This window comes from Pseudomonas sp. GW821-FHT01C01, assembly GCF_059422645.1.
The window spans coordinates 1-25,707 of the sequence record NZ_JBWKXF010000059.1; the positions used below are offsets into that span (position 1 = coordinate 1).

A 25,707-nucleotide genomic window follows, 5' to 3' on the forward strand; every position below is an offset into this window, starting at 1 on the left:
GGCGAAAGCGGTGTGTCAGTCAACATAAACGTTGGATGACACACCGCTTTCGCGAGCAAGCCCGCTCCCACATTTGTTACAGCGAGTGATAGGTCGGCAAGGCAAACCGTTGCTGGCTTTGCAGCATGGAAATCTGCGGCAGTTCACTGGCTTGTTCGGCGAGGTCGCGGCGAATCGCACTGATGACCCACGTCAGTTGATCGCCATTGTGCAATTGCTGGTAGGAAATCGAGCGCTTGAACACTTTGCCTTCGCCGCCGCTCAGGGTCAGCAGGATCCCACCGTCAGGACGGGCCTGGGTGGTGACTTCGAAGTTGGAGAACAGGGACGAAAATTTTTCCTGAATCAGGTTCATGTCTTTCAGCTCCGTTGGCGCTTGAATGGCAAGCATACGGAGAAGGTTGCAGCGATTGTGCCAGCATTGATTTGTTTAAAATAACGATATAAATCAATAAGTTAATATCTTTGAAGATTTTTGCTTTCGTGCATTCTGCATGAATGGCCGTCGTGCATCCTGCATTTTGCGAGGTCGCTCGGCGATCCGATGGAACCATTGCCCTGGCCGGGGTTCACCATTGGCAACCTACCCGTCGCGGATCAAGATCGCGGATACAAAACATTTCAAAAACCGCGTGTACAGCTCAAGAACCGTTGACGTATTTTCGGATTCAGTCATCGCAGCCCGACAATAAAAAGATCGAACGGGAGCATCATGAGCCGCACGCCAAACGACACGATTACCTGGGGCATGATGCTCCGCAAGTTGCCTTCCATTGCCAAAGCCATCCCCCGGGTGGTGAAGGGCATGAAGGTCGCCAACGTCAAGGACCCGACCCAGGTGTGTGGTTTGGGCTGGAGTTTCGAACAAGCCACGTTGCGCAACCCGGATGGCCCGGCGTTGTTGCAAGGCGACGTAACGCTCAGCTATTCCGAGGTCAATCAATGGGCCAACCGTATCGCCCATCACTTGATCGGCCAAGGCATAGGCAAGGGTGATGTGGTGGCGGTCTTCATCGAGAACCGCCCCGAACTGCTGGTGACGATTCTGGCGGTGGCCAAGGTCGGCGCGATCAGTGCGCTGCTCAACACCTCACAGACCCGCGACACCCTGGTGCACAGTGTGAATCTGGTGGCGCCGGTGGCGATCATTGTCGGTGAGGAGTTGGTCCCGGCGTACCTGGCGGTTCGTGACCGGGTGTCGATCAAGGCCGAGCGCACCTGGTTCGTCGCCGATCAGGACACCTCTCGCCAACCGGGCATCGCACCTGAAGGTTTCATCAATCTGATGACCGTCAGTCTCGACGACGCCAGCGACAACCCGGCCAGCAGCCAGCAGATTTTCTTCGACGATCCCTGCTTTTATATCTACACCTCGGGCACCACGGGGCTGCCCAAGGCTGGCGTGTTCAAACACGGTCGCTGGATGCGCAGCTCCGCGAGTTTCGGCATGATCGCCCTGGACATGCGTCCGGACGATGTCGTCTATTGCACTTTGCCGCTGTACCACGCCACGGGCCTCTGCGTGTGCTGGGGTTCGGCCGTCAGTGGTGCCAGCGGGTTCGCCATCCGCCGCAAGTTCAGCGCCAGTCAGTTCTGGAACGACGTGCGCAAATACCGGGCGACCACCATCGGTTATGTCGGCGAACTGTGCCGCTACCTGGTCGATCAACCGCCCAGCGCTGAAGACAGCCGGCACGACGTGAAGAAGATGATCGGCAACGGCTTGCGTCCTGGCGCCTGGAGCGAATTCAAGACCCGCTTTGCGGTGAATCACATTTGCGAGCTGTACGCTGCCAGTGACGGCAATATCGGGTTCACCAACATTCTGAATTTCGACAACACCATCGGTTTTTCCCTGATGCGCTGGGAGCTGGTTGCATACGACCACGACAGCGGCGCACCGATTCGTGATGCCAAGGGCCGGATGCGCAAGGTCGCCAAGGGCGAGCAGGGGTTGTTGCTGGCGAAAATCGACGACAAGGCACCGCTGGACGGCTACACCGATCCGCAGAAAACCGCCAAGGTCGTGCTCCACGATGTGTTCGAGAAGGGCGACCGCTATTTCAACACCGGCGACCTGTTGCGCAACATCGGCTTTGGTCATGCGCAGTTTGTCGACCGCCTGGGCGACACCTACCGCTGGAAGGGCGAAAACGTCTCGACCACGGAGGTGGAAAACATCCTCCTGCAACACCCGCATATTTCCGAAGCCGTCGCCTATGGCGTGGAAATCCATAACACCAATGGCCGGGCCGGGATGGCGGCGATTACCCCCGCCGAATCCCTGGCGACCCTGGACTTCAGTGAACTGCTGGCCTTCGCCCGTGAGCAAATGCCAGCCTATGCGGTGCCGTTGTTTCTGCGGGTGAAAGTGAAAATGGAAACCACCGGGACTTTCAAATATCAGAAGACCCGGCTCAAGGACGAGGCCTTCGACCCGGGTAAAACCGGTGATGACCCGATCTATGCCTGGCTGCCGGGGACCCAGACCTACGTGCAGGTCACGGAGCAGTTGTTGTCTGACATTCACGGCGGCAAGTACCGCTATTGAATCTGGCTATGGCGGCCGATGAGAAAAAACAAGTGACAGTGCCGGGAGCGCTCGGGAAACTATCGGCTTTTACGAATGACAGAAATTGGAGTGCCCAATGTCAGACAAAAGCCGCCAGATGACCCCCGAAGAAGCCGCCGAATTCGCCGAACAGGTATTCAACAAGGCACGGGAGGGCGATGCGGCGATGATGGCCGCGCTGCTGACCAAGGGTTTGCCGCCGAACCTGCGTAACCACAAGGGCGATACCTTGCTGATGCTGGCCGCGTATCACGGTCATGTGGACACGGTCAAAGTCCTGCTGGAGCACAAGGCCGATCCGGAGATCCGCAACGACAATGGCCAGAGCCCGATTGCCGGGGCCGCCTTCAAGGGCGACCTGGCGGTGATCAAGGCCTTGGTCGACGGTGGCGCACAGGTTGAAGGCTCGTCCTTCGATGGCCGTACGGCGCTGATGATGGCGGCGATGTTCAACCGTGTCGAAGTGGTCGACTACCTGATCAGCAAGGGTGCCGATCCTGAAGCCAAGGACGCCAATGGCATCACCGCTCTGGAAGCGGCTAAAACCATGGGCGCTTCCGATACTGTTGCGCAGTTGCAGAAGCTCTTGGGCTGATATCGACGAATTTGTGGTTGATGATTCCTTTGTGGCGAGGGAGCTTGCTCCCGCTCGACTGCGCAGCAGTCGCAAATCCATTCAGCGCGGTCTGTCTGACAAATCGCATCGTCTGATTTTGGGGTCGCTTCGCGACCCAGCGGGAGCAAGCTCCCTCGCCACAGGTTTACGCCTGTCCCAGGCGATCAGCGACAGAATGCGCTATCCTTCGCGCCCTCAAAATCCCCCTCGCTACAGGATCCGCCCCATGAAAGCCGCACTCGTCGAACTCATCAGCAAAATCAGCTCCGGGTGCATGGGCGAAGACGAAATCCTCAAGGTCGCAGACGAAGCGGCCCAGGCTTACGCCGATCCGCAGGCTTTTCTGAGCGCCAACCCGGACATCAACTACGACGACACCTTCCCGATCCCGCTGGGTGAGTGGGTGGTGGTCGGCAGCCTGCCGGAAACGGTGCTGTTCCAGGCTGACACCTACATGGACCTGTTCGCCCAGATCGTCGCTTCGTTCGGTCCGGGCATTGAGTTCAACCTCAAGCCCAAGCAATTGGCCAAGACCGAAGCCCTGACCGCGCTCAACCGCATCCAGGTGCAGATGAGCAGCCTGAACAAGGAAAATGGCGGCTACACGCTGATGAACTTCAGCCAGTTGCTCGATGACGAGTTGCAGGTGGTACTGGTCTACGGCAACGATGTGCCACGGGTGCTGGAGTTGTGCGCCGAAGTCGGCATCGCGGCCGCGCCGTCCCTGGAAGCCCTGAAAGTGGCCATCCACGTCTGATAGCCAAACACTGTCAATAAAAGGGAACCCTCACGACGACCGTCTATCCTAAGAGGGCAAATCACTCTTCAGGAGCGTCACCATGGGTTCCACGTTCAACAGCCTGGTTGCCTTGATCATTTTTGCCCTGGATATCTGGGCCATCATCAATGTGTTCAAAAGTAGCGCCGAGACCGGGATGAAAATCCTCTGGGTGCTGTTGATCGCGCTATTGCCAGTGCTGGGACTGATCATCTGGGCCATCGCCGGGCCGCGGGGCAATGTCCGGATCTGAAGTTGCCCCAAACCTGTAGGAGCTGGCTTGCCAGCGATGGGGTCACCACGGTGTATTTGAAAGACCGCATTGCCCGCATCGCTGGCAAGCCAGCTCCTACAGGGTCATGTAGTGTTCAGAAGGTTCGACCTGTCATCTTCCGCGACGTAGAATGCGCGCCTTTCCCGGTCAATCGAGACGATCGAATGGCCATCATGGGCGGGTAACCGTCCGTTGCCACCCGCATTCATCGGAGCACTTCCCATGAGCAACACCCCGACCAGCGACTACCTGGAAACCCTCTACGAAGGCTACGGCCAGCGTTTTCGCATGGAAAAACTGCTGCACGAAGTGCGCACCGAACACCAGCACCTGGTGATCTTCGAAAACCCGCGCATGGGCCGGGTAATGGCGCTGGACGGCGTGATCCAGACCACCGAAGCCGACGAATTCATCTACCACGAAATGCTCACCCACGTGCCGATCCTCGCCCATGGCACCGCCAGGCGCGTGTTGATCATTGGCGGCGGCGATGGCGGCATGTTGCGTGAAGTGGCCAAGCACCGCAGTGTCGAGCACATCACCATGGTCGAGATCGACGGCACCGTGGTCGACATGTGCAAGGAGTTCCTGCCGAACCACTCCAAGGGTGCATTCGATGATCCACGCCTGAACCTGGTGATCGACGACGGCATGCGTTTTGTCGCCACCACCACTGAAAAATTCGACGTGATCATTTCCGACTCCACCGACCCGATCGGGCCGGGCGAAGTGCTGTTCTCGGAAAACTTCTACCAGGCCTGCCATCGCTGCCTGAACGAAGGCGGCATCCTGGTGACCCAGAACGGCACGCCGTTCATGCAGATCGAAGAAGTGAAGACCACCGCCGGTCGCCTGCGCAGCCTGTTCCCGGACTGGCACTTCTACCAGGCTGCCGTGCCGACCTACATCGGCGGCTCGATGACCTTCGCCTGGGGCGCGACCAATACCGCTTATCGCAAGTTGTCCCGCGAAACCCTGCAACAGCGCTTCACGGGCAGCGGCATCATCACCCGCTACTACAATCCTGAAATCCACATCGGTGCCTTCGCCTTGCCGCAATACGTGTTGCAGGCGGTGAACAAGCCAAGCAACGACTGATCTTTCAGTCCACGCACCAAACCTGTGGGAGCGGGCTTGCTCGCGAAGAAGGCGTGTCAGTTGACAGAGTTGCTGGCTGACACACCCTTTTCACGAGCAAGCCCGCTCCCACACTGAATTGCGGCGGAACAATTAGCCAGCTAACAAGGTCGAGATAGATGTAAGCCCATCCATGGGTTTTATCGAGGAGGCAGCAATGCAAAAGTGGAAGGTCACTTTCGTGGATGATCATGGCGAAACTGTCGACGAGGTCTTCGAGTGCAATGAGCGCCCGGACAACGAGCGCGCCGCCAAGCTCATCAAGGCCCGGTTTCTTCCTGTCGCCGCCGAACTGGATCTGAACGATCTGGAGGGGCGGACCGCCGATGCATGCGTCAAAGAACTCAAGTTTCAGAACAGCATTCAAATCCTCGGTATTTCTCCAATCTGAACGACACCTGTCGCATTCACATCCAGACCTTGGCAGAGGCTCTATCTTGAGGCTACTCTGCAAGCGAGATCAGCGATTGAATCGCTAAGGTCTGGTCTTGTCAGCTCCATGCTTGTTTCCCGCCGGCTCATTGGTTGCCGTCGCTCGCGCTGTTCGGTTGCGGGTGAGGGAGTACGGAAAGTCTATCCATCGTTTTGAGGAGGACGTTTCATGAGCACAGCCTATCAAGAAGACATCAGCAGCAGCGTGCTGCGCCGCATGAAAGAAGGCGGTTTTGACTTTTCGCGGTTTCATCCCATCGAGTTCTACGCCATTTTCCCGGACGAGGAGCGGGCACGCAGGGCGGCAGGTCATTTCCACCGTGGTGAATCCCTGAATGCGCAAGTCAGTGTGCGCGACGATGGCGCCTGGGCGCTGGAGTTGAGCAAAGTCATGTATGCCACCTACGACGACATCGGCGACTTCGAACAGGGTTTTGAAGCGGTAGTCGAGCCGTTGGGCGGCATTATCGAAGGCTGGGGTGTGAAACAGGAGGTACGAGGGCGACTCGCATAACCTTATGAACAGTGACAACCGGCAATGACGGCTGACCTTCGGGTTGGCCGTTTTCATTTTCGCCGCCAGGAAATTGAACACGACCCCTGTAGGAGCTGGCTTGCCAGCGAAAGCGTCCTCCTTGAGCAACACATGACTTAACGACCCCTTCGCCGGCAAGCCGGCGCCTACAGGCTATGCTGGTGATAGGCGAACACCACGCCTTGCAATGAAGCGGGGGCGATCAGGTTGGGGCATTTACCGCACAGGATTGGTGCGGTGCGTGCGCAGTGATTATCCAACTGATTGATATCAAAGCGTTTATGCCGCTGGCACGGGCCTTGCGAAGGTCTGGACGTCCGAGTGACAAGGAGTACGGCATGATCCGCACCTATTTTGATGAGATGTACGATGCCGGCGGCCAGGTCCGCCCGCATTATCGGGAGTTTGCCCGTTGGCTGGCCGAGACGCCTGACGAGCTTCTGGCACAACGGCGACGCGAGGCCGATCTGTTGTTTCATCGCGCCGGGATTACCTTCACGCTCTACGGGGACGAGCAGGGCACAGAGCGCCTGATTCCATTCGATACCATCCCCCGCAGCATCCCCGCCAGCGAATGGCGGATTGTCGAGCGGGGCTGCATCCAGCGGGTCAAGGCGTTGAACATGTTCCTCGCCGACCTCTATCACGAGCAGCGCATCATCAAGGCCGGGATCATTCCGGCCGAGCAGGTGCTGGCCAACGAGCAGTACCAGTTGGCAATGCAGGGCCTGGATCTGCACCGCGATATCTATTCGCACATCTCCGGTGTCGACCTGGTGCGCGACGGCGACGGCACCTACTACGTGCTCGAAGATAATCTGCGTACACCGAGCGGCGTCAGCTACATGCTCGAAGACCGCAAGATGATGATGCGCCTGTTCCCCGAACTGTTCGCGGCGCAACGCATCGCCCCTATCGACCATTACCCGAACCTGCTGCTCGACACCCTGAAAAGCTCAAGTCCCATCGATAACCCGAGCGTGGTGGTGCTGACGCCGGGGCGCTTCAACAGTGCGTTCTTCGAGCATGCGTTCCTGGCGCGGGAAATGGGCGTGGAACTGGTCGAGGGCGCTGACCTGTTCGTGCGAGACGACAAGGTCTACATGCGTACTACAGACGGGCCGAAAGCGGTCGACGTGATTTATCGTCGCCTTGACGACGCCTTCCTCGATCCTCTGGCCTTCAACCCGGAATCGATGCTCGGCGTGCCAGGGCTGCTGTCGTCCTATCGTTCCGGCAACGTGGTGCTGGCCAATGCCATCGGCACCGGGGTGGCGGACGACAAGTCGGTGTATCCGTTCGTTACCGACATGATCCGTTTCTACCTTGATGAAGAACCGATCCTGAAGAACGTGCCGACCTGGCAATGCCGCAATCCATCTGAGCTGTCCCACGTCCTGGCCAATCTTCCAGAACTGGTGGTCAAGGAAACCCAGGGCTCCGGCGGGTACGGAATGCTGGTGGGGCCGGCGGCGACGGCGGCGGAAATCGAAGCCTTTCGTGCGCGGATCATCGCCAAGCCCCATGCGTACATCGCGCAACCGACGCTGTCGCTGTCGACTTGTCCGACCTTTGTCGAAAACGGCATCGCGCCACGCCACATCGACTTGCGGCCGTTTGTTTTGTCGGGCCGCGAAACCCGGGTCGTGCCCGGCGGTTTGACCCGTGTCGCCCTGCGCGAAGGCTCCCTGGTGGTCAACTCCTCCCAGGGCGGCGGAACCAAGGACACCTGGGTGGTCGAGGATTAAAGGAAGCCTGCCATGTTAAGTAGAACTGCCTCGGATTTGTATTGGATGTCGCGTTACCTGGAGCGGGCGGAAAACCTCGCACGGATGCTCGACATCAGTTATTCGCTGTCGCTGATGCCGCAAGACGGTCGTGGCGACGGTTTGCACGAACTGGCCATGCCACTGTTGATCACCGGCACCCTGGACGATTACCTGGAGCGCCACGGCGAACTGCATGCCGAACGGCTGCTGCATTTCTTCGCCCTGGATGCGGCCAACCCGGCGAGCATCTACAGCTGCCTCGGTGCCGCACGGGCCAGCGCCCATGCGGTGCGTGGGCGCATCACCGCTGACATGTGGGAAAACATCAACGCGACCTGGCTGGAAATTCGCGAGATCGCCAGCCAAGGCTTGAGTCGCTACGGCATGAGTCGTTTCTGCGAGTGGATCAAGGAGCGTTCCCACCTGTTCCGGGGCGCGTCCTACGGCACCATCATGCGTAACGATGCGTTTCGCTTCATTCGTCTGGGGACCTTTATCGAACGGGCGGACAACACCTTGCGCCTGCTCGATGCCCGCTACGAAATGGCCGGCGATCAGGCCGAAGCGGTCAGCGATGGCACCGCTCACGCGTATTACCAGTGGAGCGCGTTGTTGCGGGCGTTGTCGTCGTTCGAGGCCTACACGGAAATCTACCGTGACGCCCCCGGTGCCCGGCATGTCGCCGAATTGTTATTGCTGCGTGCCGATGTTCCGCGATCCCTGCGTGCCTGCACCGAAGAAATCGACCAGATCCTCGCGCAGTTGCCGGGGGCCAACGGTCGTCCGGCACAGCGCCTGGCAGCAGAAATGGACGCACGCCTGCGCTACACCGGCATCCATGAAATTCTCGAAGAAGGCCTGCACGCCTGGCTGACCGAGTTCATCCCGCTGGTGCGCCAGTTGGGAAACGCGATTCACAGTTCTTATCTGGAGGCCGCATGAGACTTTCCATTAGCCACGAGACCACCTATCACTACGAAGATAAGGTGCGGGCGAGCATCCAGTACCTGCGACTGACGCCCCACGACAGCGAGCGTCAGCACGTGCTCAGCTGGCAACTCGATCTGCCACGCCCGGTGCGCGCGCAACTCGATCCGTTCGGCAACATCCTGCATGTGCTGACCATGGACGAGCCCCACGAGGCGATCATCATCGGCGCCCGTGGCCAGGTCGATATCGATGAATGGCGTGAGGCCGAGCACGAGAGCCAGTCGGCGCTGCCGTTTCTGCGCTTCACGCGTTTGACCGAAGCCGATGCCGCCCTGCGGGCGTTCGCCGAGAAGGAATGCAAGCAGCGTCGCGATCGCACGGCGCTGATCGATTTGATGCACGGCCTCAACCAGCATATGACTTACACGCCGGGCTCCACGGAAGTCGACACCAGCGCGGCCCAGGCGTTTGCCGGGCGTTCCGGCGTTTGTCAGGACCACACCCATGCGTTTCTTGCCTGCACCCGCAGCCTGGGCATTCCGGCGCGATATGTGTCGGGGTATCTGTACAGCGAAAACAGCGAACACCTGGCCAGTCACGCCTGGGCTGAAGCCTGGCTGGATGATGCCTGGTACAGCTTCGACGTGACCAATGAACTGGCCCGGCCGGAACGTCACCTGAAACTGGCAGTGGGCCTGGATTACCTGGATGCCTGCCCGGTACGGGGTATGCGCCGGGGCGGCGGGTGTGAGCAGATGCATGCCAAGGTGCTGGTTTCACCGACGCCAGCGCCGGTTATCTCCGTTCAGCAGCAGTAAGCGGGACACCGCAGAACCCCTGTAGGAGCTGGCTTGCCAGCGATGAGGCCATCACGGTCGATATCACTGTTGAATTTCAGACAGCTTTCGCTGGCAAGCCAGCTCCTACAAAGGATGGTGATCAAGGCTTAATCTTGCGCCCGACCATATGCTTCAAATACCCCACCAACATCCCCAGATCCCCATCCGGCAACACTTCGGCCGAGAACCCGGGCATCTTCGCCTGTGGCCACTGGCGCAAGCTCTGTGGGTCGCGAATGTAGCGCTTGAGGAAGTCCGCGCCGAAGTACTCGGTTGGGTTGTACGGAATATTCAGGTCCGGCCCGAACTGCGCGTCCCCGGCACCATTGAGTCGATGACATGCCAGGCAGTTCTTCTGGAACAACGCAAACCCCTTGTTCACCGGATCATCCGCCTTCAAGGCCGGGTCGGGCAGCAGGGCAGGAAAGCGCTCGGCCACGGGCGCCAGGCGTTTGATGCTCGCCACCTGGAACGGCCATTGTTCGGGGCTGATATTGCCGGCCTGCGGATTGGCCCAGACCAGATAGAACGGCCCGGCGCCTGGCTTGCCTTCTGCTAGCGGTGGCCACGGTTTGGCCGGGTCTTCAATCGCCAGCCAGGCCCGTGCCCCTTGGGTATTGAGCAACGGCGCCGCGGCCATTTCGGCGGCAAAGCCATCCAGGGCCACGGCTTGCAGGTGGTCGTCGGGCTTGATGCCGGTCAGCAGTGCGGACAGCGGCACGGCGCGGTAACTCATGTCCCGTTTGTAGGAAACGTCGTTGCTGATGTTGATGGTCTGGGCTTGAGGATGCTTGAGCAGTTCCTCGGTCTGCCAGGTGCGACTGTTCGCGCCCAACTCCAGGTTCAGCTGTGCGGCATACAGGGGCGAGCCGACCAGCAGAGCCCCGAGCAGAATGAGCATTTTCAAGTGATCGCCGTCCATGTCGTGGAAATGCCGCAAAGATTGGCACAGCCACGCTGGCCCGGGTAGCGGGCCAGTCACATTTTGATAGTGGCAATTCAAAAACTGTGACGCCGTATCTTTGTAGACGCGACTAGCCGATCACCTTGGTCAGGTTCGGCAATATCAACAACAGCGTGGTGGCGAAAAGGATGAGTCCGGCTTGACGTACTTTCGATTGTTTGAACATGGCTTGACCGCCTTTTTTGTTATTTCCTGATGCCTGCCTGCATATCTCCATGATGGCAGCGCGTTGCACTTCCTGTAGTGACGAGCGCCTCGGCAAAACCCGACGACAACTTCGTACAAGTTCACCTTAGAGCCCGCGCAGCGCTTGGTTTAGATCCATTTCGTATGGTGTTGTTACGATTCGCTTTAAAAAAGGTATGAGGCCTATTGCCAGCTTCTTTGGCGCCCGTTGGCTAGACAGCTTGGTGTTCTGAATCGGTTAATCCGGTAGCTGACTACCGTCCGTCTGAGCGTGAGCGTCAACATCTGTGAGCGCTGCGGTCATTGAATCAAACGTGAGTCGGGCCAAGAGTGAGCACTCGGTATTTACCCACATGCACTGCGGTTCGAGGACGTCATGACCCAAGCATTGATTTTCGACGCGTTACGCACGCCCCGTGGCAAAGGCAAGGCCGATGGTTCCTTGCACAGCGTCAAACCGGTGAACCTGGTTGCCGGTTTGCTCACCGCACTGCAACAGCGTACGGCTCTGGACACCAGCCAGGTCGATGACGTGGTGCTCGGCTGCGTGACGCCGATTGGCGATCAAGGTTCTGACATTGCCAAGACCGCCGCTCAGGTGGCCGATTGGGATGTCAGTGTGGCGGGGGTACAGATCAACCGTTTCTGTGCTTCAGGGCTGGAGGCGGTCAATCTCGGCGCGATGAAAGTGCGCTCCGGTTTCGAAGACCTGGTGGTGGTCGGCGGCGTCGAGTCGATGTCCCGGGTGCCGATGGGCAGCGATGGCGGGGCCTGGGCGCTCGACCCGGCGACCAACCTGCACAGTCACTTCACGCCACAGGGCGTGGGCGCCGATCTGATCGCCACCCTTGAAGGCTTCAGCCGTCAGGATGTCGATGCCTACGCGCTGCATTCCCAGCAAAAGGCGGCGCGGGCGCGGGCCGATGGTTCGTTCGACAAGTCGCTGGTGCCAGTGCAGGACCAGAACGGCATCATCCTGCTCGATCACGATGAGTTCATCCGCGCCGATTCGACCCTGGAAGCACTGGGCAAGCTCAAGCCAAGTTTCGAGATGATGGGGCAGATGGGTTTCGATGCCACCGCGCTGCGGGTCTACAGTCATGTCGAGCGGATCAACCATGTTCACACCCCCGGCAACAGTTCCGGGATTGTCGATGGCGCGGCGCTGATGCTCATCGGCTCCGAAGCCAAGGGCCGGGCGCTGGGCCTGCAGCCGCGGGCGCGGATCGTCGCCACGGCGGTCACCAGCACCGATCCGACCATCATGCTCACCGGCCCCGCGCCGGCGACCCGCAAGGCATTGGCCAAGGCCGGGCTGCGGGTCGAGGACATCGATCTGTTCGAGGTCAACGAGGCGTTCGCTTCGGTGGTGTTGAAATTCATCAAGGACATGGCCGTCGATCCGGACAAGGTCAATGTCAACGGCGGCTCAATCGCCATGGGCCACCCGCTGGGTGCCACCGGGTGCGCCATTCTCGGCACGCTGCTGGATGAACTGGAAGCCCGACGCCTGCGTTATGGCCTCGCGACCCTGTGTGTCGGCGGCGGTATGGGCATTGCCACCATCATCGAACGCCTCTGAGCCCGGACTACAAGGAACCTCGTTATGAACGAAGCCATTCGTTACGAAAAAGGCCAGGACCAAATCGTCGTCCTGACCATCGACCTGCCGGGCCAGAGCGCCAACACCATGAACGCGGTGTACCGCGAGGCCATGGCTGACTGTGTTGCGCGGCTGGTGGCCGACAAGGACAACATCGCCGGTGTGATCATCACCTCGGCCAAGAAAACTTTCTTCGCTGGCGGCGACCTCAATGAACTGATCAAGGTCGGCAAGCCCCAGGCGAAAGCCTTCTACGACATGGTGCTGAGCCTCAAGGGCCAGCTGCGCACCCTGGAAACCCTCGGCAAGCCAGTGGTCGCCGCGATCAATGGCGCCGCATTGGGTGGCGGCTGGGAAATCTGCCTGGCCTGCCATCACCGTGTGGCGCTGGACAACCCGTCGGTGCAACTCGGCCTGCCGGAAGTCACCCTCGGCCTGCTGCCTGGCGGCGGAGGCGTGGTGCGCATGGTGCGTATGCTCGGCCTGGAAAAAGCCCTGCCTTATCTGCTTGAAGGCAAGAGGGTGCGGCCACAACAGGCGTTGCAGGCAGGATTGATCGACGCCCTGGCGACCGATCACGAAGACCTGTTGGCCAAGGCGAGGGCGTGGATTCTCGCCAATCCGGCGGTGGTGCAGCGCTGGGACGTGAAGGGTTACCAGATTCCGGGCGGCACACCGTCAAACCCGAAAGTCGCCCAGATGCTGGCGATTGCACCGTCGATCCTGCGCAGCAAAACCCAGGGCACGATGCCCGCGCCGGAGAAGATCCTGTGTGCGGCGGTCGAGGGCGCCCAGGTGGATTTCGATACCGCGCACCTGATCGAAACCCGCTACTTCACCGAACTGACCACCGGCCAGGTCTCGAAAAACCTGATTGGCACGTTCTGGTTCCAGCTCAACGAAATCAATGCCGGGGGCTCGCGACCTCAAGGTTTTGCGCCTTATGTCACCCGCAAGGTCGGCGTGCTCGGCGCCGGGATGATGGGCGCCGGTATCGCGTTTGTCAGCGCATCGGCGGGTATCGATGTGGTGCTCAAGGACATCAACCTTGCCGCGGCAGAGAAGGGCAAGGCGCATTCAGCGGCGCTTCTGGACAAGAAAGTCTCTCGCGGTCAAATGAGCATCGAACAGCGTGATAGCGTTCTGGCACGCATTCAAACCACCGAAAGCGATGCCGACCTGGCCGGTTGTGACCTGATCATCGAAGCCGTGTTCGAGGATCGTGATTTGAAGGCCAAGGTCTCGTTGGCGGCGCAAAAGGTCGTCGGTGCGGACGCCGTGATCGCCTCCAATACCTCGACCTTGCCGATCAGCGGCCTGGCTTGCGCCGTACCCGACCAGAGCAAGTTCATCGGCCTGCATTTTTTCAGCCCCGTGGACAAAATGCCGCTGGTGGAAATCATCAAGGGCATCAATACCAGCGACGAAACCCTGGCCCGCGGGTTCGATTACGTCCTGCAAATCAAGAAAACCCCGATTGTGGTCAACGACAGCCGCGGTTTCTTCACGTCGCGGGTGTTCGGCACCTTCACCAACGAAGGCGTCGCCATGCTGGGCGAAGGCGTCAACGCGGCGATGATCGAGACTGAAGCGCGCAAAGCCGGCATGCCTGTAGGACCGCTGGCGATCTCTGACGAAGTTTCCCTCAGCCTGATGAGCCATATCCGCCTGCAAACCGCCAAGGACCTGCAAGCAGAAGGGAAAACGCAGATAGAACATCCGGCATTTACCGTGATTGACTTGCTGCTCAATGAATTCAAGCGTCCAGGCAAGGCTGCCGGTGGAGGTTTCTACGAGTATCCGGTGGGCGGCCAGAAACACCTGTGGCCCGGGTTGAAAACCCGCTTCGAGAAAGCCGACGGGCAGATTTCGCCGAAGGATGTGCGTGATCGTTTGCTGTTCGTGCAAGCCATCGAAACCGTGCGCTGTGTGGAGGAGGGCGTGTTGACCTCGACGGCGGATGCCAACGTCGGCTCGATCTTCGGTATCGGTTTCGCCGCCTGGACCGGCGGTGCGCTGCAATTCATCAATCAGTACGGCGTGCAGGACTTTGTCGCCCGGGCGCAGTATCTGGCCAAGCAATATGGTGAGCGGTTCGCGCCGCCCGCATTGCTGCTGGAGAAGGCGGCCAAAGGGGAGACGTTCTAAGGGGGCGATGACGCATTTCGGGGCTTGCCTTGTCACGGTGTTTCGAGGCAGGCTCTGGGGTGTGCATTATTCCCATCACGTGTCAGGTATTTTTTATGTCGTTACGCATCTGCATTCTGGAAACCGACCACCTGCGTCCGGAATTGGTTGACCAATATCAGGGCTACGGGCAGATGTTCAAACACCTGTTTTCGCAGCAGCCGATTGCCGCCGAGTTTACTGTCTACAACGTTGTGCAGGGTGAATACCCAGGCGACGACCTGGCGTTCGACGCCTACCTGGTGACGGGCAGCAAGGCTGACTCCTTCGGCACCGACCCGTGGATCGAAACCCTCAAGAAATATCTGCTGACCCGCTACGAGCGCGGCGACAAGTTGCTGGGCGTCTGCTTCGGCCATCAGTTGCTGGCGCTGCTGCTCGGTGGCAAGAGCGAACGTGCAACCCAGGGTTGGGGCGTCGGCACGCACAAGTACAAAATGGCGGCCAAGGCGCCATGGATGAGCCCGGTGCGCGAAGAACTGACGTTGCTGATCAGCCACCAGGATCAGGTCACGACGCTGCCGGAAAACGCCACGGTCATCGCTTCCAGCGATTTCTGCCCGTATGCCGCCTACCACATCAACGATCAGGTGCTGTGCTTCCAGGGGCATCCGGAATTCATCCACGACTACTCCCGCGCCCTGCTGGAGATTCGCCAGCAGGCACTGGGTGAGCAGGTCTACTCCAAAGGTATCGCGAGCCTGGAACAGGAACACCACGGCACCACGGTTGCCGAGTGGATGATGCGGTTTGTCGCGCACAAGCCTCAAGCGACCTGAAGCAAAAGCTTCGCTGGCAAGCCAGCTCCTACGGGGGATCGCGTACCCGTTGTAGGCGCTGGCTTGCCAGCGAATCTCCCAATCACCTCGGTCCCGTCTACAGCCAACCGGACTTCTTGAAACTCGCCCACAACCCCAAGCAACCCACCGTAATAAACCCCAGCACCCCGAAGTACCCGTAGTGCCAGCTCAACTCCGGCATGTTCTGGAAGTTCATCCCGTAGATCCCCGCCACCGCCGTCGGGAAGGCCAGAATCGCCGCCCAGGCCGCAAACTTGCGTTGCACCACGCTCTGGCGTGAAGCCTCCAACAGCACCCCGACCTCAATCGTCTGGCTGGCAATATCCGCCAGCGTCGTCAGGTCTTCCATCTGCCGCGTCACATGAATCTGCACATCGCGAAAGTACGGCCGCATGTTCTTGTCGATGAACGGGAAGCTCAGCCTCTGCAATTCCTCCCCTATTTCAATCATCGGTGCCACATAACGACGCAAGCGCAAAACATCACGACGCAGGCCATGTAGCTTCTGGATGTCGTAGTCATTCAGCACGCCGCACAACACATTGCCTTCCAGCTCATCGATTTCCGCGTGAATGGCTTCGCCCATCGGCTGGTAATTTTCGATCACGAAATCGAGGATGGCATAGAGAACGAAATCTTCCCCGTGCTCAAGCAATAGCGGACGCGCCTCACAGCGTTGTCGGACATGAGCGTAGGACGCGGAGTGACCGTTGCGCGCCGTAATGATGTAGCCATTGCCGGCAAAGATATGGGTCTCGATGAATTCGAGTCTGCCTTCATGGCGGATGGGCGAATACGTCACGATGAACAACGCATCGCCGAAGGTTTCCAGCTTCGGCCGGCTGTGCTTTTCCAGGGCGTCTTCAATGGCCAGTTCGTGCAGGTTGAACTGGCGTTGCAGATTGTAGAGCTCCTCGGCGTTCGGCTCTTCTAGGCCAATCCAGACAAAATGCCCGGGCTTTGCCGCCCAGGCGGCGCCTTCGTCAAGGGTGATATTGGTGACTCTTTTACCGGCGCTATAAACCGCAGCAGCAACAACTCTACCCATGATGGTGGTTCACTTCTTATTGGCAGCTTTCTATTAGCGATAAACGCAATGGCAGGCATTGTTCAGCTTAGCCTTGGCGATGCTTGAGAGTCAGCTAAATCTGCAGAGTTCAGGGGCAAAAGAAAACCCGCACTCGGCGGGTTTCATTCAGGCAGCTTGCAGTTGCCGGTCCATCGATTCGATGCATTCACGCATCTGTTCGCGGCACTGGGCAATCAGCATGGGCATGTCGTCCAGGCTCAATCCTGCGGTGGGAATCGCCGGCAACGAGCGAATCAGAATTTTCCCACTGCGCCAGCGGTTCAATCGCATGTGTTTGACGTAGCTACTGACACACACCGGCACGATCGGCACCCCGGCGGCAATGGCCATCTGGAAGGCGCCTTTCTTGAAGGGCAGCAAGTCCTCACCCAGGTTGCGAGTGCCTTCCGGGAACACCCAGATCGAGGTGTCTTTGTTTTGCAGGGTATGGGTGGTGGTCAACATCGATTTGCGCGCCTTGTGCGCATTGCCACGGTCAATCAGCACATTGCCGGCCAGCCAGAACAACTGCCCGAACAGCGGCACCCATTTCAGGCTCTTTTTGCCGATGCACACGGTACGGCGTGGCACCACGTTGCCAAACACGAACAGGTCGTAGTTGGACTGGTGATTGGCGACGATCACGCAGCTGTCAGGTTTGTCCATCAACGGCCCGACTTCGGCCTTCACCCGCAAACGCAAAATACACATGGCCGGCCAGGCATACAGGCGTGCGCACAGACGGCTGTTGTCCGGGTTGAATGGCCGGCACAGGCCGAGAATCACACCCAGCACACCCGCCACGATAAAGTGCAGGCCCATCAATGACATACGGAACAAAAACAGCATTTACAGGCCCCACCGGGACAAAAGGTGGCGCAGTGTACGGATGTGCACTGTTTTCGGCAATTGCTGCCAGGGAGGTGGGAGATAGCCGATGTTTGTGCTGATGTTTCCGACTAGTGGGTCAGATGCGGTCTAGAGCGGTTACAGATGTTTAACCGCGATACGTATGAAAAAGCCCGACACGACGGTCGGGCTTTTCGTTGTTGCAGATCCGGGCTTAAACCAGGTGTTCCTGGTCCTGGATGATCGCGTTGTCCAGGGCCTCCAGCAGCGCTTTGCGCACTTTCAATTTGGTGTTTTTGTGTGCGGTCATGTTGATCTTCTTCAACTGACGAGCCGCCGCCAGCGCCGCGCCTTGCAGTTCCTCGGCCGACACCACCACATCAAGGAAACCGGCAGTCACGGCGCTTTGTGGATTGAACATCTCGCCGTTGACCACCGAACGCTGCAGCGCGACTTTGCTCAGGCGATCACGGGCAATCTCGATACCCGCGTGGTGCATGGTCATGCCAATCTGCACTTCGTTCAGACCAATGCTGAACGCACCGTCGACGCCGATGCGATAGTCGGCTGACAACAGCAGAAACGCCCCCTTGGCCACCGCATGCCCCGGGCACGCAACGATCACCGGGAAGGGGTGCGACAGCAGGCGGCGGGCCAGTGTCGAGCCGGAGGTCACCAGCGCCACGGCTTCTTTAGGGCCAGCCGTCATCACCTTCAGGTCATACCCGCCGGAGAGAATGCCGGGCTGGCCGGTAATGATCACCACTGCACGATCAGTCGCCGCCTGATCCAGCGCAGCGTTGAACGCGGCAATCACATCCGGGGAGATGGCATTGACCTTGCCATTGCTCAAGGTCAGGGTCGCGATACCGTCTTCGAGATGGTAAGAAATCAACTCACTCATGACGCTATTCCTTTCAATAAAGTTGGGCAGACGTTACCCACCGCCGCAGGCCAGGTAAAGCGCCGTGACTGACCCGCCAGTCACCCTTTGCCTGCCCGCCAGGCGTAGCCCGCCGTGCCTGCTGCGCATTCCCCTCTATATAGAAGAGGGCACGAAGCCGGAGATTGGCCGGTTTGCCATGGCCCGGAGCGACCGGAAACGTTGAATCGCGTTAACCGCATGAAAATTCTGAAAAAAATGTTTGCCATCGGAAAAGCTTTCGACTACATTAGCGCGCCTCGACAGACAGAACATGTTTGAAGAGATACGGTGAAGTGTCCGAGTGGCTTAAGGAGCACGCCTGGAAAGTGTGTATACAGGAAACTGTATCGAGAGTTCGAATCTCTCCTTCACCGCCACATTCGAAACGACTAAACCCCTGAAAACGTTAAAGTTTTCAGGGGTTTTGTTTTTTTTGGCGTTAAAAAAGGCCTGTATGGGAACATCCATGGGAACACTTGAGGATTTTATGCAGGTGACCTATCTCCGATTTCTCTCTCAGCAGTGCAGGACCGGGCGGAACCAAACCTACGACTCCCGGAGGGCATGGAAAACGGTCGCTTAACTATTCGTGGCACTAAAATGCTATTACTCTGCTTCGTTTGACCGATGATCAATTTGGTTATCTACATGCGAGGGAGCGATGACAGTATCCAATTTAGAAAAGTACCGGAAAGATCTGAAGGCGTTACTTCTAGAGGGGGGTGCAGTTCTTCAGGCGCTTCGCCGTGACGCGCTCGGTGAGGAAGAATGGCGAGCCCGTTTGGCAAGGGCGGGATGGACCGAGGAGGAAATTGAAAGTTACGGCAAAAAGCTCAAACCCTTTCGGGTTTGCTACAACCACTGGTATTCGGAAGCTCTGGTCGTTGTAAAGCAGCTACTTCCCGACCGGTATGCGGACTTCGTAAAATTTTATGAACGACCAAAAACGCGAAAGTCATTTGATGTCGAGAGTTATCGAATCGAGGATGCGTGCCAATCCCTTTCGTCGACTCGGTTTGGCGGGGAAGTGGTCGTTGACATGTCTGCCGCTGTTCCGTTGCTGCAGCAGCAGATAGCTATCCTTGAGTCCATAGAAAAACGTTTCGAGAGTTCACTCTTTGATATCAAGCAATTGGTACAGGCTGATCTTTTTGACTCCGAACTTGATGTTGCTAGAGAACTGCTAAAAAACAAATTTGCTCGTGCTGCGGGCGCTGTCGCTGGAGTCGTGCTGGAAGGCCATATGAAGCAAGTTTGTGATAACCACAACTTGTCTAAGAAATCTGGAACTATTGCAGTGCTCAACGATGCGTTAAAAGCAGCTGGTGTCATTGAACTGTCGCAGTCTAGGCATATCCAGTTTCTTGGAGACATTCGTAATAAATGTGGTCATAAGAACTCGACCGACCCAACGGTTGAGGAAGTGAGCGAGCTTATTGCCGGGGTCGACAAGGTTATAAAAACTATCTTCTAAACCCCTCATTGGGGCCAATTTGGCCCCTTTCGGAAAATGGCTAAAGTTTCAGGGCAAGTTGAAGCATTCCGATGACGTCTGGTCCATCCTCGTTAATCCACGTCCCATAGTGCTGCCGGATCATATTTGCGCTGGTGTGCCCCATCTGCTCAGCAATCCAGTCGACCGAGGCGACGCCTGTGGTCAGCAACTGGCTAGCGTAGGTGTGGCGGCACTGGCCTGGGCCGCGATAGCGAACGCCGGCCGCTTTCAAGTGCGCTTTGAAGAACCTGTCCCTCACGACAAAGTCGCTGACATGCGGCAGGCCGCTCTTGGTGTTCAGGAATACAAAGTGCAGCTTGTGCTTGCGGATTGTCTTGTTGTCCCGCTCGACGACATCGACCGTGTCCACAGTCTTGATTTGGTTGATGGCATCCAGCTTGCGCAGGGCGTCCCAGGCGGGCTCCAACAGGCGCACCTTGCGCGTGGAGCGCCGGGTTTTCGTCACGCGAAAGGCCCCACGCACCTTGGACCGGCGGAAAGTCACCGTCCCCTGTTTAAGATCGACATCTTCCCAAGCCAGTGCGATGGTCTCCGATACCCGTGGGCCTGCCCAAATCATGAACTGCACCATCAACAGCTCCTGGGTGCGGCTAGTGTGTGTGTCGAGAATCTGCTTGATTTCCGCCCTGGTGAACGGGTCCGGCGCCTCTGGATCGGGCAGGCGCACGAATAACCCCTCGGTTGGGTCGTGCGCGACCTTCTTCCGGGTACGGTAGAGCCGGAACACCTGGCGCACATTGCTGATGATGTCGCGAATAGTCTTGTTCTTCAGCCGCTTCGACAGTGGCCCCTGAATCCACTCTTGCAGGTCCAGGTGGTCAATCTGATCGATCTGAATGTCACCCCAGCGTGGCCGTACATGAACCTCCGCCTTGTTCTTGTACCCGCGAAAAGATGTCGCGGCGACGCTGTTGCTCTTGATTGTCAGCCAAAGGTCCAGGTAATGCCCGAAGCTGTTCTCGGCCAACTTTGTCGACTCGGGAAAATGCCGGCGGTAACGCTCGCACCGCCCAGGGCTACCACGGCAATTTCTACTTCGACGAATTCTTCTGGACGTTCAAGTTCAACGAACTGAACAAAGTCGCCAGCGGCATGGCGATGCAGAAGCAATACCGGCGCACCTACTTTTCGACGCCGTCGAGCATGGCCCACGAGGCCTACACGTTCTGGACCGGTGAGCGCTTCAACAAGGGCAAACCAGCGGCCCAACGGCTCAAGTTGGACGTGTCCCACGACAACCTGCAGCAGGGTCGACTGTGCGAGGACCGCATCTGGCGGCAGATCGTCACCATCCTGGATGCCGAGCAGCGCGGCTGTGATCTGTTCGACCTTGAAGAGCTGCGGCTGGAGTACAACGCCGACGCCTTCGCCAACTTGCTCATGTGCCAATTCGTCGACGACGGCGCGAGCATCTTCCCGCTCAACGTGTTGCAACCCTGCATGGTCGACAGTTGGGTGGAGTGGTCGGAGGACTACAAACCCTTCGCCGCGCGTCCCTTCGCCGATCGTCAGGTTTGGGTGGGCTACGACCCGGCCGAAACCGGCGACAGCTCGGGCTTGGTGGTGGTGGCCCCGCCAATGGTCCCGGGCGGCAAGTTCCGCGTGCTTGAGCGGCACCAGTTCCGCGGTATGGACTTTGCCGCCCAAGCTGAAGCCATTCGCCAGGTGACGATGCGCTACTGGGTGACCTACATCGGTATCGACATCACCGGCATGGGCTCGGGCGTGGCGCAGCTGGTGCGCCAGTTCTTCCCGAACGTGGTGACCTTCAGCTATTCACCGGAGGTGAAAACCCGCCTGGTGCTCAAGGCCTACGACGTGATTCACAAAGGGCGGCTCGAATTCGACGCAGGCTGGACCGACATGGCCCAGTCGCTGATGGCCATCCGCAAAACCATCACCGCCAGCGGTCGGCAATTCACCTACACCGCTGGGCGCAACGACGAAACCGGCCATGCCGACCTGGCTTGGGCGTTATTCCACGCACTGCAGAACGAACCGCTTGAAGGCCAGACGGCCGTCAATACCGGGTTCATGGAGATTTACTGATGAGCAAACGTCGAAGCAATTCCCGGCAACTGTCGAGACCGACCCAACCCGTTGTCGAGGGCGAGTTGCTGCCCTCTACAGGCGGACGCATGGAAGCCTTCACCTTTGGTGATCCGACCCCAGTGCTCGATGAGCGGGGCATCCTCGACTACCTGGAATGCTGGTTGAATGGGCGCTGGTACGAGCCACCGATGTCGTTGGATGGCCTGGCCAAGTCCTCCCGGGCGAGTGTGTTCCTGCAGTCGGGGCTCAACTTCAAACGCAACATGCTGGCTCGCACCTTCATTCCGCACAAATTGCTGTCACGGCAGACCTTCGAGCAATTCGCCCTGGACTGGTTGTGGTGCGGTAATGCCTACCTGGAAAAGCGCGACAACATGCTGGGTACCGCACTGGGCCTGCAGCCTGCGCTGGGGAAGTACATGCGCCGGGGTGCGGATCTGGAGACTTACTACCAGGTGCGCGGCTGGCGTGACGAGCATGAATTCAAGAAGGGGACGATCTGCCATCTGCGCGAGGCCGACATCAACCAGGAGATTTACGGGTTGCCGGAGTGGCTGCCTGCATTGCAGAGCGCGTTGCTCAACGAGTCCGCCACCCTGTTCCGCCGCAAGTACTACAACAACGGCAGCCATGCCGGTTTCATCATGTACATGACGGATACGGCTCAGAACGAAACCGACGTTGCTGCGTTGCGGTCGGCGCTCAAGTCAGCGAAGGGGCCGGGTAACTTTCGTAACCTGTTCATGTACGCACCTGGTGGCAAGAAAGACGGCATCCAACTGATACCGGTTAGTGAGGTGGCGGCCAAGGACGAGTTCGGCTCGATCAAGAACATCAGCCGCGACGACATGCTGGCCGCCTTGCGGATTCCGCCGCAGTTGATGGGCATCGTACCGCAGAACGCGGGAGGGTTCGGATCGATCAAGGAAGCGGCGCAGATCTGGGCGATGAACGAACTTGAGCCGATCCAGGCACGCCTGCAGCAAGTCAACGAGTGGCTAGGTGAGGAGGTCGTGCGCTGGAAGTCTTTAGAGCCGGACTCCGATATAGCACGATAGCCTGTTGGTGAAGTGCCTAGCGTGCTTTATGGGCGTTGAGGCAAGATAGGTGAAAGATTGAAAGCCAAAATAAACGCAAGGACGTCAGATATGTTTAAGTTTTTAGCGAATAGGATTCAACCTGAAACCCCACTCATTGATGATTTTGCGTTCGATAAGAAAGTTTTGGTTGTTACAGGGGTTAACGGAGTAGGGAAGACCAGAACACTAAAGGGGTTGGCTGGAGGTGGGGTTTTATTTTCAATCTACGATGATGTAGTACCCTCAAATGAAATTGTTTTGCTTACCTCTGAACAGTTGCGGCCGCAGTTTGAGGGCGGCTTTGATGAGGGTGGTTATCAGGCAAGTTTAGCGCAGACGTTGGCTTATTTTAAGCGCGAGCGAGATATATTTAGTTTGGAGTTTGATGCGACGCTTCATCATGCTAATTACCAAGCTCGTGGGCTGCAGGCTAGGGGGTTGAGTTATGTTGAGTTGCATTCGTTGTGCAGATTTATTTCTCGGAAATTTGAAAAGCCGTTAGCAGAAATTACTGAAGAAGATGTTCGGCTAAATTTTAGAGGTTCAACGCAAGTATTTGCGGGTACTAATGCATTTGCTGCAACCTGTAATATTTATATAAAGCAACTTCATAATAATTTGTTTAATCAATGGCGAAACGAGCGGTTTGGGGCTAATTTGGCCTATGTAGCCCAAGAAGAGGTTGTTAGTGTTTTTGGAGAGGCTCCCTGGAGCTTGATGAATAAAGTTCTTGAAGCGTCTTTAAGTGGGAAGTTTAGGTTTCAGATTCCCGATGAAAATTCGTTTTCGTACGATTATCAAGCAATTTTAGAAGAGGTTCGTACAGGGCGTCCGGTAATCGCCAGTGACTTGTCCGCAGGCGAGCAAACGCTCATGTGGATGGCTTTAATCATGTTCAATATGCTCTATTCAAAGAGCAGCGGGCAACTGCCTCCAAAACTTCTTTTGTTGGACGAGCCTGATGTATTTTTGCATCCGAAGATGGCGAAAAATCTTTATACGGTGCTAGAGGCAGTGGTGAAAAATTTCGATACTGTCGTAGTGCTTACTACGCATTCGCCGACAACAGTTGCTCTTGCGCCCGATGATGCCTTCATTGCAATTATGAGTGAGGGCGCACTTGCGATAGCGGATAAAGATCACGCTATTTCGCAACTTCTTGAAGGTATAAATCACATATCAATCTCTCCCGAAAATAGACGGCAAGTTTTTGTGGAAAGTACATATGATTGCTCGATTTATACTGAGGTCTACAATAGGTTGAGTGCTATTTCAGCGCTAGACTCAGGAGTCTCATTGAGTTTTGTTAGCTCGGGTCCAGCTTATCCTAGGAAAGCTTTAGAGGAAAAAGCGAAACAGTATCTTAATCCTAAAGATTTAGCTCTGCAGGACTTTTTGACTGCGATGCGTGGTGATGGTGATTGTAGTCAAGTGATTGGGATGGTAGAGAGGCTGACCTTAGAAGGAAGTAAGACAGTCAGGGGGGTTACAGATTGGGATAAAAAGAATAAGGGTAATGAGCATGTTAAGGTGTTTGCGAGTGATTATGCATATACCATGGAAAATGTTGCTATAGACCCAATAGCTGTGATGTTGTTTCTCCATAATAAAGAACCGAAAACCTACCCGATCTCTAAGTTTTGTCAAGATAATGTCCATTATGGTGTATGGCTAGAAAATCAAGAACTGTTGCAGTTAAGTGTTGATTGGTTTTTGAAAGAGTTGTTCGATTATGATAACGAAAAGGATGTAGATGTTACGTACGTTGCCTCGCCTTTGGTCATGCGTTCAGATAAGCGATATTTTTTACAAGATGGCCATGGAGTAGCCGGTAAGTTGTTTGATAAATATAAAGAGTTTGGTTCTATTGCGAAAAATGCAAATGCTCTGGGGAGTAAGCTTGTAGAAAATTTTCTGCACCATACAAATGGGAAGTTTATATCCGTAGAGTTTCAAAAACTATTTAAGTCGCTGCAGAGTTAAGTGGTAAGTAATGATCTGATGGCGTAGTTAAATAAAACTGCGCTATCAGCCATTTCCCTTGTAATCGCCTCCCTCAATCTCCCCCCCCTCGGTTAAATCAATCCTCGACCCTGGTTTCGCACGTTGCTCAGCGCTGGGCCCACTTTGAACCATTCGAAGTATTCTGCCGGCTCCCCTTGGAGCAGCGCTATCTGTTCGGCCCGCTCTTTCGGTGTTGCTCGGCCCAACCATTCGCGAGCCAATACAGGATTCAGTGCCACAGGCCTTCGGTCATGGATGTCTACTATGTCGCCAGCACTGTCAGCAGTGATGATCACGAAGCCGTCGTGTTCACCTAGATCGTGTTCAGCATTGGGGTATTGCCCTATCGCCGCACAGAAAATTGGTGTTTGGTCACGATGGCGAATCTGCTCGCAGCGCTTCGCATTCCTCCACAGTTGATGGGGATCGTGCCGCAGAACGCCGGTGGGTTTGGATCGATTCGTGAGGCAGCAGATATTTGGGCCCTCAATGAACTGGAGCCCATCCAGACCAGACTTGCCCAGGTTAATGACTGGATGGGGGAAGAAGTTGTTAAGTTCAAGCCTTTCGAAAGTGGTTCTGAACGCTAAC

The 25,707-nt window shown here is 57.1% G+C and carries 21 protein-coding genes, 1 tRNA gene and 4 pseudogenes; 19 read left to right on the plus strand and 7 right to left on the minus strand.

Annotated features, from left to right (window positions below; genetic code table 11):
• Positions 1-76: 76 nt before the first annotated feature.
• Complete coding sequence (locus tag AC07XF_RS25065) at positions 77-355, minus strand: DUF3509 domain-containing protein (protein ID WP_046042946.1); 279 nt, start codon at positions 353-355, stop codon at positions 77-79.
• Between the two features lie 357 nt (positions 356-712).
• On the opposite strand from AC07XF_RS25065, the gene AC07XF_RS25070 reads away from it, so the two are divergent.
• The 10 genes from AC07XF_RS25070 to AC07XF_RS25115 all read left to right on the plus strand — a co-directional run bounded on the left by AC07XF_RS25070 (position 713) and on the right by AC07XF_RS25115 (position 9,861).
• Positions 713-2,551, plus strand: a complete 1,839-nt coding sequence (locus AC07XF_RS25070) for a long-chain-acyl-CoA synthetase (protein ID WP_495028637.1) — start codon at positions 713-715, stop codon at positions 2,549-2,551.
• Between the two features lie 97 nt (positions 2,552-2,648).
• Complete coding sequence (locus AC07XF_RS25075) at positions 2,649-3,167, plus strand: ankyrin repeat domain-containing protein (protein WP_495028638.1); 519 nt, start codon at positions 2,649-2,651, stop codon at positions 3,165-3,167.
• A 247-nt stretch (positions 3,168-3,414) separates the two neighbouring features.
• Positions 3,415-3,945, plus strand: coding sequence for a hypothetical protein (locus tag AC07XF_RS25080; protein ID WP_495028639.1), 531 nt, complete (start codon positions 3,415-3,417; stop codon positions 3,943-3,945).
• Between the two features lie 82 nt (positions 3,946-4,027).
• Positions 4,028-4,219 (plus strand): PLD nuclease N-terminal domain-containing protein, encoded by a 192-nt coding sequence (locus tag AC07XF_RS25085; RefSeq protein ID WP_495028640.1) that lies wholly within the window; start codon positions 4,028-4,030, stop codon positions 4,217-4,219.
• 243 nt (positions 4,220-4,462) lie between these two features.
• The gene (speE, locus tag AC07XF_RS25090) at positions 4,463-5,338 is read left to right on the plus strand and encodes a polyamine aminopropyltransferase (RefSeq protein ID WP_429369308.1); all 876 of its coding nucleotides are present in this window, start codon (positions 4,463-4,465) and stop codon (positions 5,336-5,338) included.
• 196 nt (positions 5,339-5,534) lie between these two features.
• A complete protein-coding gene (locus tag AC07XF_RS25095) occupies positions 5,535-5,768 on the plus strand; it encodes a hypothetical protein (RefSeq protein WP_495028658.1) in 234 nt (77 codons plus the stop codon).
• Positions 5,769-5,978: 210 nt separating this feature from the next.
• The gene (locus tag AC07XF_RS25100) at positions 5,979-6,323 is read left to right on the plus strand and encodes a ribonuclease E inhibitor RraB (RefSeq protein ID WP_007988090.1); all 345 of its coding nucleotides are present in this window, start codon (positions 5,979-5,981) and stop codon (positions 6,321-6,323) included.
• 359 nt (positions 6,324-6,682) lie between these two features.
• Positions 6,683-8,092, plus strand: a complete 1,410-nt coding sequence (locus tag AC07XF_RS25105) for a circularly permuted type 2 ATP-grasp protein (RefSeq protein WP_007988088.1) — start codon at positions 6,683-6,685, stop codon at positions 8,090-8,092.
• Between the two features lie 12 nt (positions 8,093-8,104).
• Positions 8,105-9,055 carry an alpha-E domain-containing protein gene (locus AC07XF_RS25110; RefSeq protein WP_204931817.1) on the plus strand — a complete coding sequence of 317 codons (951 nt, stop codon included), beginning with the start codon at positions 8,105-8,107 and terminating at the stop codon, positions 9,053-9,055.
• Complete coding sequence (locus AC07XF_RS25115; protein ID WP_150758897.1) at positions 9,052-9,861, plus strand: transglutaminase family protein; 810 nt, start codon at positions 9,052-9,054, stop codon at positions 9,859-9,861. Before AC07XF_RS25110 ends, AC07XF_RS25115 begins: the two co-directional genes overlap by 4 nt.
• Positions 9,862-9,982: 121 nt before the next feature.
• On the opposite strand, the gene AC07XF_RS25120 is transcribed toward AC07XF_RS25115, so the two are convergent.
• Positions 9,983-10,804, minus strand: coding sequence for a c-type cytochrome (locus AC07XF_RS25120; RefSeq protein WP_495028641.1), 822 nt, complete (start codon positions 10,802-10,804; stop codon positions 9,983-9,985).
• Positions 10,805-11,408: 604 nt separating this feature from the next.
• On the opposite strand from AC07XF_RS25120, the gene AC07XF_RS25125 reads away from it, so the two are divergent.
• From AC07XF_RS25125 to AC07XF_RS25135, 3 genes are all read left to right on the plus strand, one after another.
• Positions 11,409-12,614 carry an acetyl-CoA C-acetyltransferase gene (locus tag AC07XF_RS25125; protein ID WP_495028642.1) on the plus strand — a complete coding sequence of 402 codons (1,206 nt, stop codon included), beginning with the start codon at positions 11,409-11,411 and terminating at the stop codon, positions 12,612-12,614.
• Between the two features lie 24 nt (positions 12,615-12,638).
• Positions 12,639-14,783 (plus strand): 3-hydroxyacyl-CoA dehydrogenase NAD-binding domain-containing protein, encoded by a 2,145-nt coding sequence (locus AC07XF_RS25130; RefSeq protein ID WP_495028643.1) that lies wholly within the window; start codon positions 12,639-12,641, stop codon positions 14,781-14,783.
• Between the two features lie 95 nt (positions 14,784-14,878).
• Positions 14,879-15,601 carry an amidotransferase gene (locus AC07XF_RS25135; protein WP_495028644.1) on the plus strand — a complete coding sequence of 241 codons (723 nt, stop codon included), beginning with the start codon at positions 14,879-14,881 and terminating at the stop codon, positions 15,599-15,601.
• A 97-nt stretch (positions 15,602-15,698) separates the two neighbouring features.
• Here the strand turns inward: AC07XF_RS25135 and AC07XF_RS25140 are convergent, their stop codons facing one another.
• The 3 genes from AC07XF_RS25140 to AC07XF_RS25150 all read right to left on the minus strand — a co-directional run bounded on the left by AC07XF_RS25140 (position 15,699) and on the right by AC07XF_RS25150 (position 18,444).
• The gene (locus tag AC07XF_RS25140) at positions 15,699-16,670 is read right to left on the minus strand and encodes a magnesium and cobalt transport protein CorA (RefSeq protein WP_495028645.1); all 972 of its coding nucleotides are present in this window, start codon (positions 16,668-16,670) and stop codon (positions 15,699-15,701) included.
• 147 nt (positions 16,671-16,817) lie between these two features.
• Positions 16,818-17,540 (minus strand): lysophospholipid acyltransferase family protein, encoded by a 723-nt coding sequence (locus AC07XF_RS25145; protein WP_495028646.1) that lies wholly within the window; start codon positions 17,538-17,540, stop codon positions 16,818-16,820.
• A gap of 214 nt (positions 17,541-17,754) precedes the next feature.
• Positions 17,755-18,444 (minus strand): crotonase/enoyl-CoA hydratase family protein, encoded by a 690-nt coding sequence (locus AC07XF_RS25150; protein ID WP_495028647.1) that lies wholly within the window; start codon positions 18,442-18,444, stop codon positions 17,755-17,757.
• Between the two features lie 308 nt (positions 18,445-18,752).
• On the opposite strand from AC07XF_RS25150, the gene AC07XF_RS25155 reads away from it, so the two are divergent.
• A tRNA-Ser gene (locus AC07XF_RS25155) sits at positions 18,753-18,842 on the plus strand.
• A 284-nt stretch (positions 18,843-19,126) separates the two neighbouring features.
• On the plus strand, positions 19,127-19,939 hold the full coding sequence (locus tag AC07XF_RS25160; RefSeq protein ID WP_495028648.1) for a hypothetical protein: 813 nt from the start codon (positions 19,127-19,129) through the stop codon (positions 19,937-19,939).
• A 40-nt stretch (positions 19,940-19,979) separates the two neighbouring features.
• Here AC07XF_RS25160 and AC07XF_RS25165 read toward each other — a convergent pair.
• A pseudogene (locus AC07XF_RS25165) lies at positions 19,980-20,978 on the minus strand (tyrosine-type recombinase/integrase); the annotation flags it as partial.
• On the opposite strand from AC07XF_RS25165, the pseudogene AC07XF_RS25170 reads away from it, so the two are divergent.
• The 3 genes and pseudogenes from AC07XF_RS25170 to AC07XF_RS25180 form a co-directional block, all read left to right on the plus strand.
• Positions 20,972-22,030: pseudogene (locus tag AC07XF_RS25170) on the plus strand (phage terminase large subunit family protein); the annotation flags it as partial. The pseudogenes AC07XF_RS25165 and AC07XF_RS25170 overlap by 7 nt on opposite strands.
• A complete protein-coding gene (locus AC07XF_RS25175; RefSeq protein WP_495028649.1) occupies positions 22,030-23,091 on the plus strand; it encodes a phage portal protein in 1,062 nt (353 codons plus the stop codon). The pseudogene AC07XF_RS25170 and the gene AC07XF_RS25175, both read left to right, overlap by 1 nt.
• 90 nt (positions 23,092-23,181) lie before the next feature.
• Entirely contained in the window at positions 23,182-25,095 is a 1,914-nt protein-coding gene (locus AC07XF_RS25180; protein ID WP_495028650.1) for an ATP-binding protein, read from the plus strand.
• Positions 25,096-25,187: 92 nt separating this feature from the next.
• Here AC07XF_RS25180 and AC07XF_RS25185 read toward each other — a convergent pair.
• Positions 25,188-25,502, minus strand: a pseudogene (locus tag AC07XF_RS25185) (SOS response-associated peptidase family protein); the annotation flags it as partial.
• Here AC07XF_RS25185 and AC07XF_RS25190 point away from each other — a divergent pair.
• Positions 25,500-25,706, plus strand: a pseudogene (locus AC07XF_RS25190) (phage portal protein); the annotation flags it as partial. The pseudogenes AC07XF_RS25185 and AC07XF_RS25190 sit on opposite strands and share 3 nt — an antisense overlap.
• Between the last annotated feature and the right edge of the window lies 1 nt (position 25,707).

Bases quoted from the DNA above. Each gene is read 5' to 3' on its own strand.
- AC07XF_RS25065 (WP_046042946.1), bottom strand. From the start codon at position 355: ATGAACCTGATTCAGGAAAAATTTTCGTCCCTGTTCTCCAACTTCGAA.
- AC07XF_RS25070 (WP_495028637.1), top strand. From the start codon at position 713: ATGAGCCGCACGCCAAACGACACGATTACCTGGGGCATGATGCTCCGC.
- AC07XF_RS25075 (WP_495028638.1), top strand. From the start codon at position 2,649: ATGTCAGACAAAAGCCGCCAGATGACCCCCGAAGAAGCCGCCGAATTC.
- AC07XF_RS25080 (WP_495028639.1), top strand. From the start codon at position 3,415: ATGAAAGCCGCACTCGTCGAACTCATCAGCAAAATCAGCTCCGGGTGC.
- AC07XF_RS25085 (WP_495028640.1), top strand. From the start codon at position 4,028: ATGGGTTCCACGTTCAACAGCCTGGTTGCCTTGATCATTTTTGCCCTG.
- speE (WP_429369308.1), top strand. From the start codon at position 4,463: ATGAGCAACACCCCGACCAGCGACTACCTGGAAACCCTCTACGAAGGC.
- AC07XF_RS25095 (WP_495028658.1), top strand. From the start codon at position 5,535: ATGCAAAAGTGGAAGGTCACTTTCGTGGATGATCATGGCGAAACTGTC.
- AC07XF_RS25100 (WP_007988090.1), top strand. From the start codon at position 5,979: ATGAGCACAGCCTATCAAGAAGACATCAGCAGCAGCGTGCTGCGCCGC.
- AC07XF_RS25105 (WP_007988088.1), top strand. From the start codon at position 6,683: ATGATCCGCACCTATTTTGATGAGATGTACGATGCCGGCGGCCAGGTC.
- AC07XF_RS25110 (WP_204931817.1), top strand. From the start codon at position 8,105: ATGTTAAGTAGAACTGCCTCGGATTTGTATTGGATGTCGCGTTACCTG.
- AC07XF_RS25115 (WP_150758897.1), top strand. From the start codon at position 9,052: ATGAGACTTTCCATTAGCCACGAGACCACCTATCACTACGAAGATAAG.
- AC07XF_RS25120 (WP_495028641.1), bottom strand. From the start codon at position 10,804: ATGGACGGCGATCACTTGAAAATGCTCATTCTGCTCGGGGCTCTGCTG.
- AC07XF_RS25125 (WP_495028642.1), top strand. From the start codon at position 11,409: ATGACCCAAGCATTGATTTTCGACGCGTTACGCACGCCCCGTGGCAAA.
- AC07XF_RS25130 (WP_495028643.1), top strand. From the start codon at position 12,639: ATGAACGAAGCCATTCGTTACGAAAAAGGCCAGGACCAAATCGTCGTC.
- AC07XF_RS25135 (WP_495028644.1), top strand. From the start codon at position 14,879: ATGTCGTTACGCATCTGCATTCTGGAAACCGACCACCTGCGTCCGGAA.
- AC07XF_RS25140 (WP_495028645.1), bottom strand. From the start codon at position 16,670: ATGGGTAGAGTTGTTGCTGCTGCGGTTTATAGCGCCGGTAAAAGAGTC.
- AC07XF_RS25145 (WP_495028646.1), bottom strand. From the start codon at position 17,540: ATGCTGTTTTTGTTCCGTATGTCATTGATGGGCCTGCACTTTATCGTG.
- AC07XF_RS25150 (WP_495028647.1), bottom strand. From the start codon at position 18,444: ATGAGTGAGTTGATTTCTTACCATCTCGAAGACGGTATCGCGACCCTG.
- AC07XF_RS25160 (WP_495028648.1), top strand. From the start codon at position 19,127: ATGACAGTATCCAATTTAGAAAAGTACCGGAAAGATCTGAAGGCGTTA.
- AC07XF_RS25175 (WP_495028649.1), top strand. From the start codon at position 22,030: ATGAGCAAACGTCGAAGCAATTCCCGGCAACTGTCGAGACCGACCCAA.
- AC07XF_RS25180 (WP_495028650.1), top strand. From the start codon at position 23,182: ATGTTTAAGTTTTTAGCGAATAGGATTCAACCTGAAACCCCACTCATT.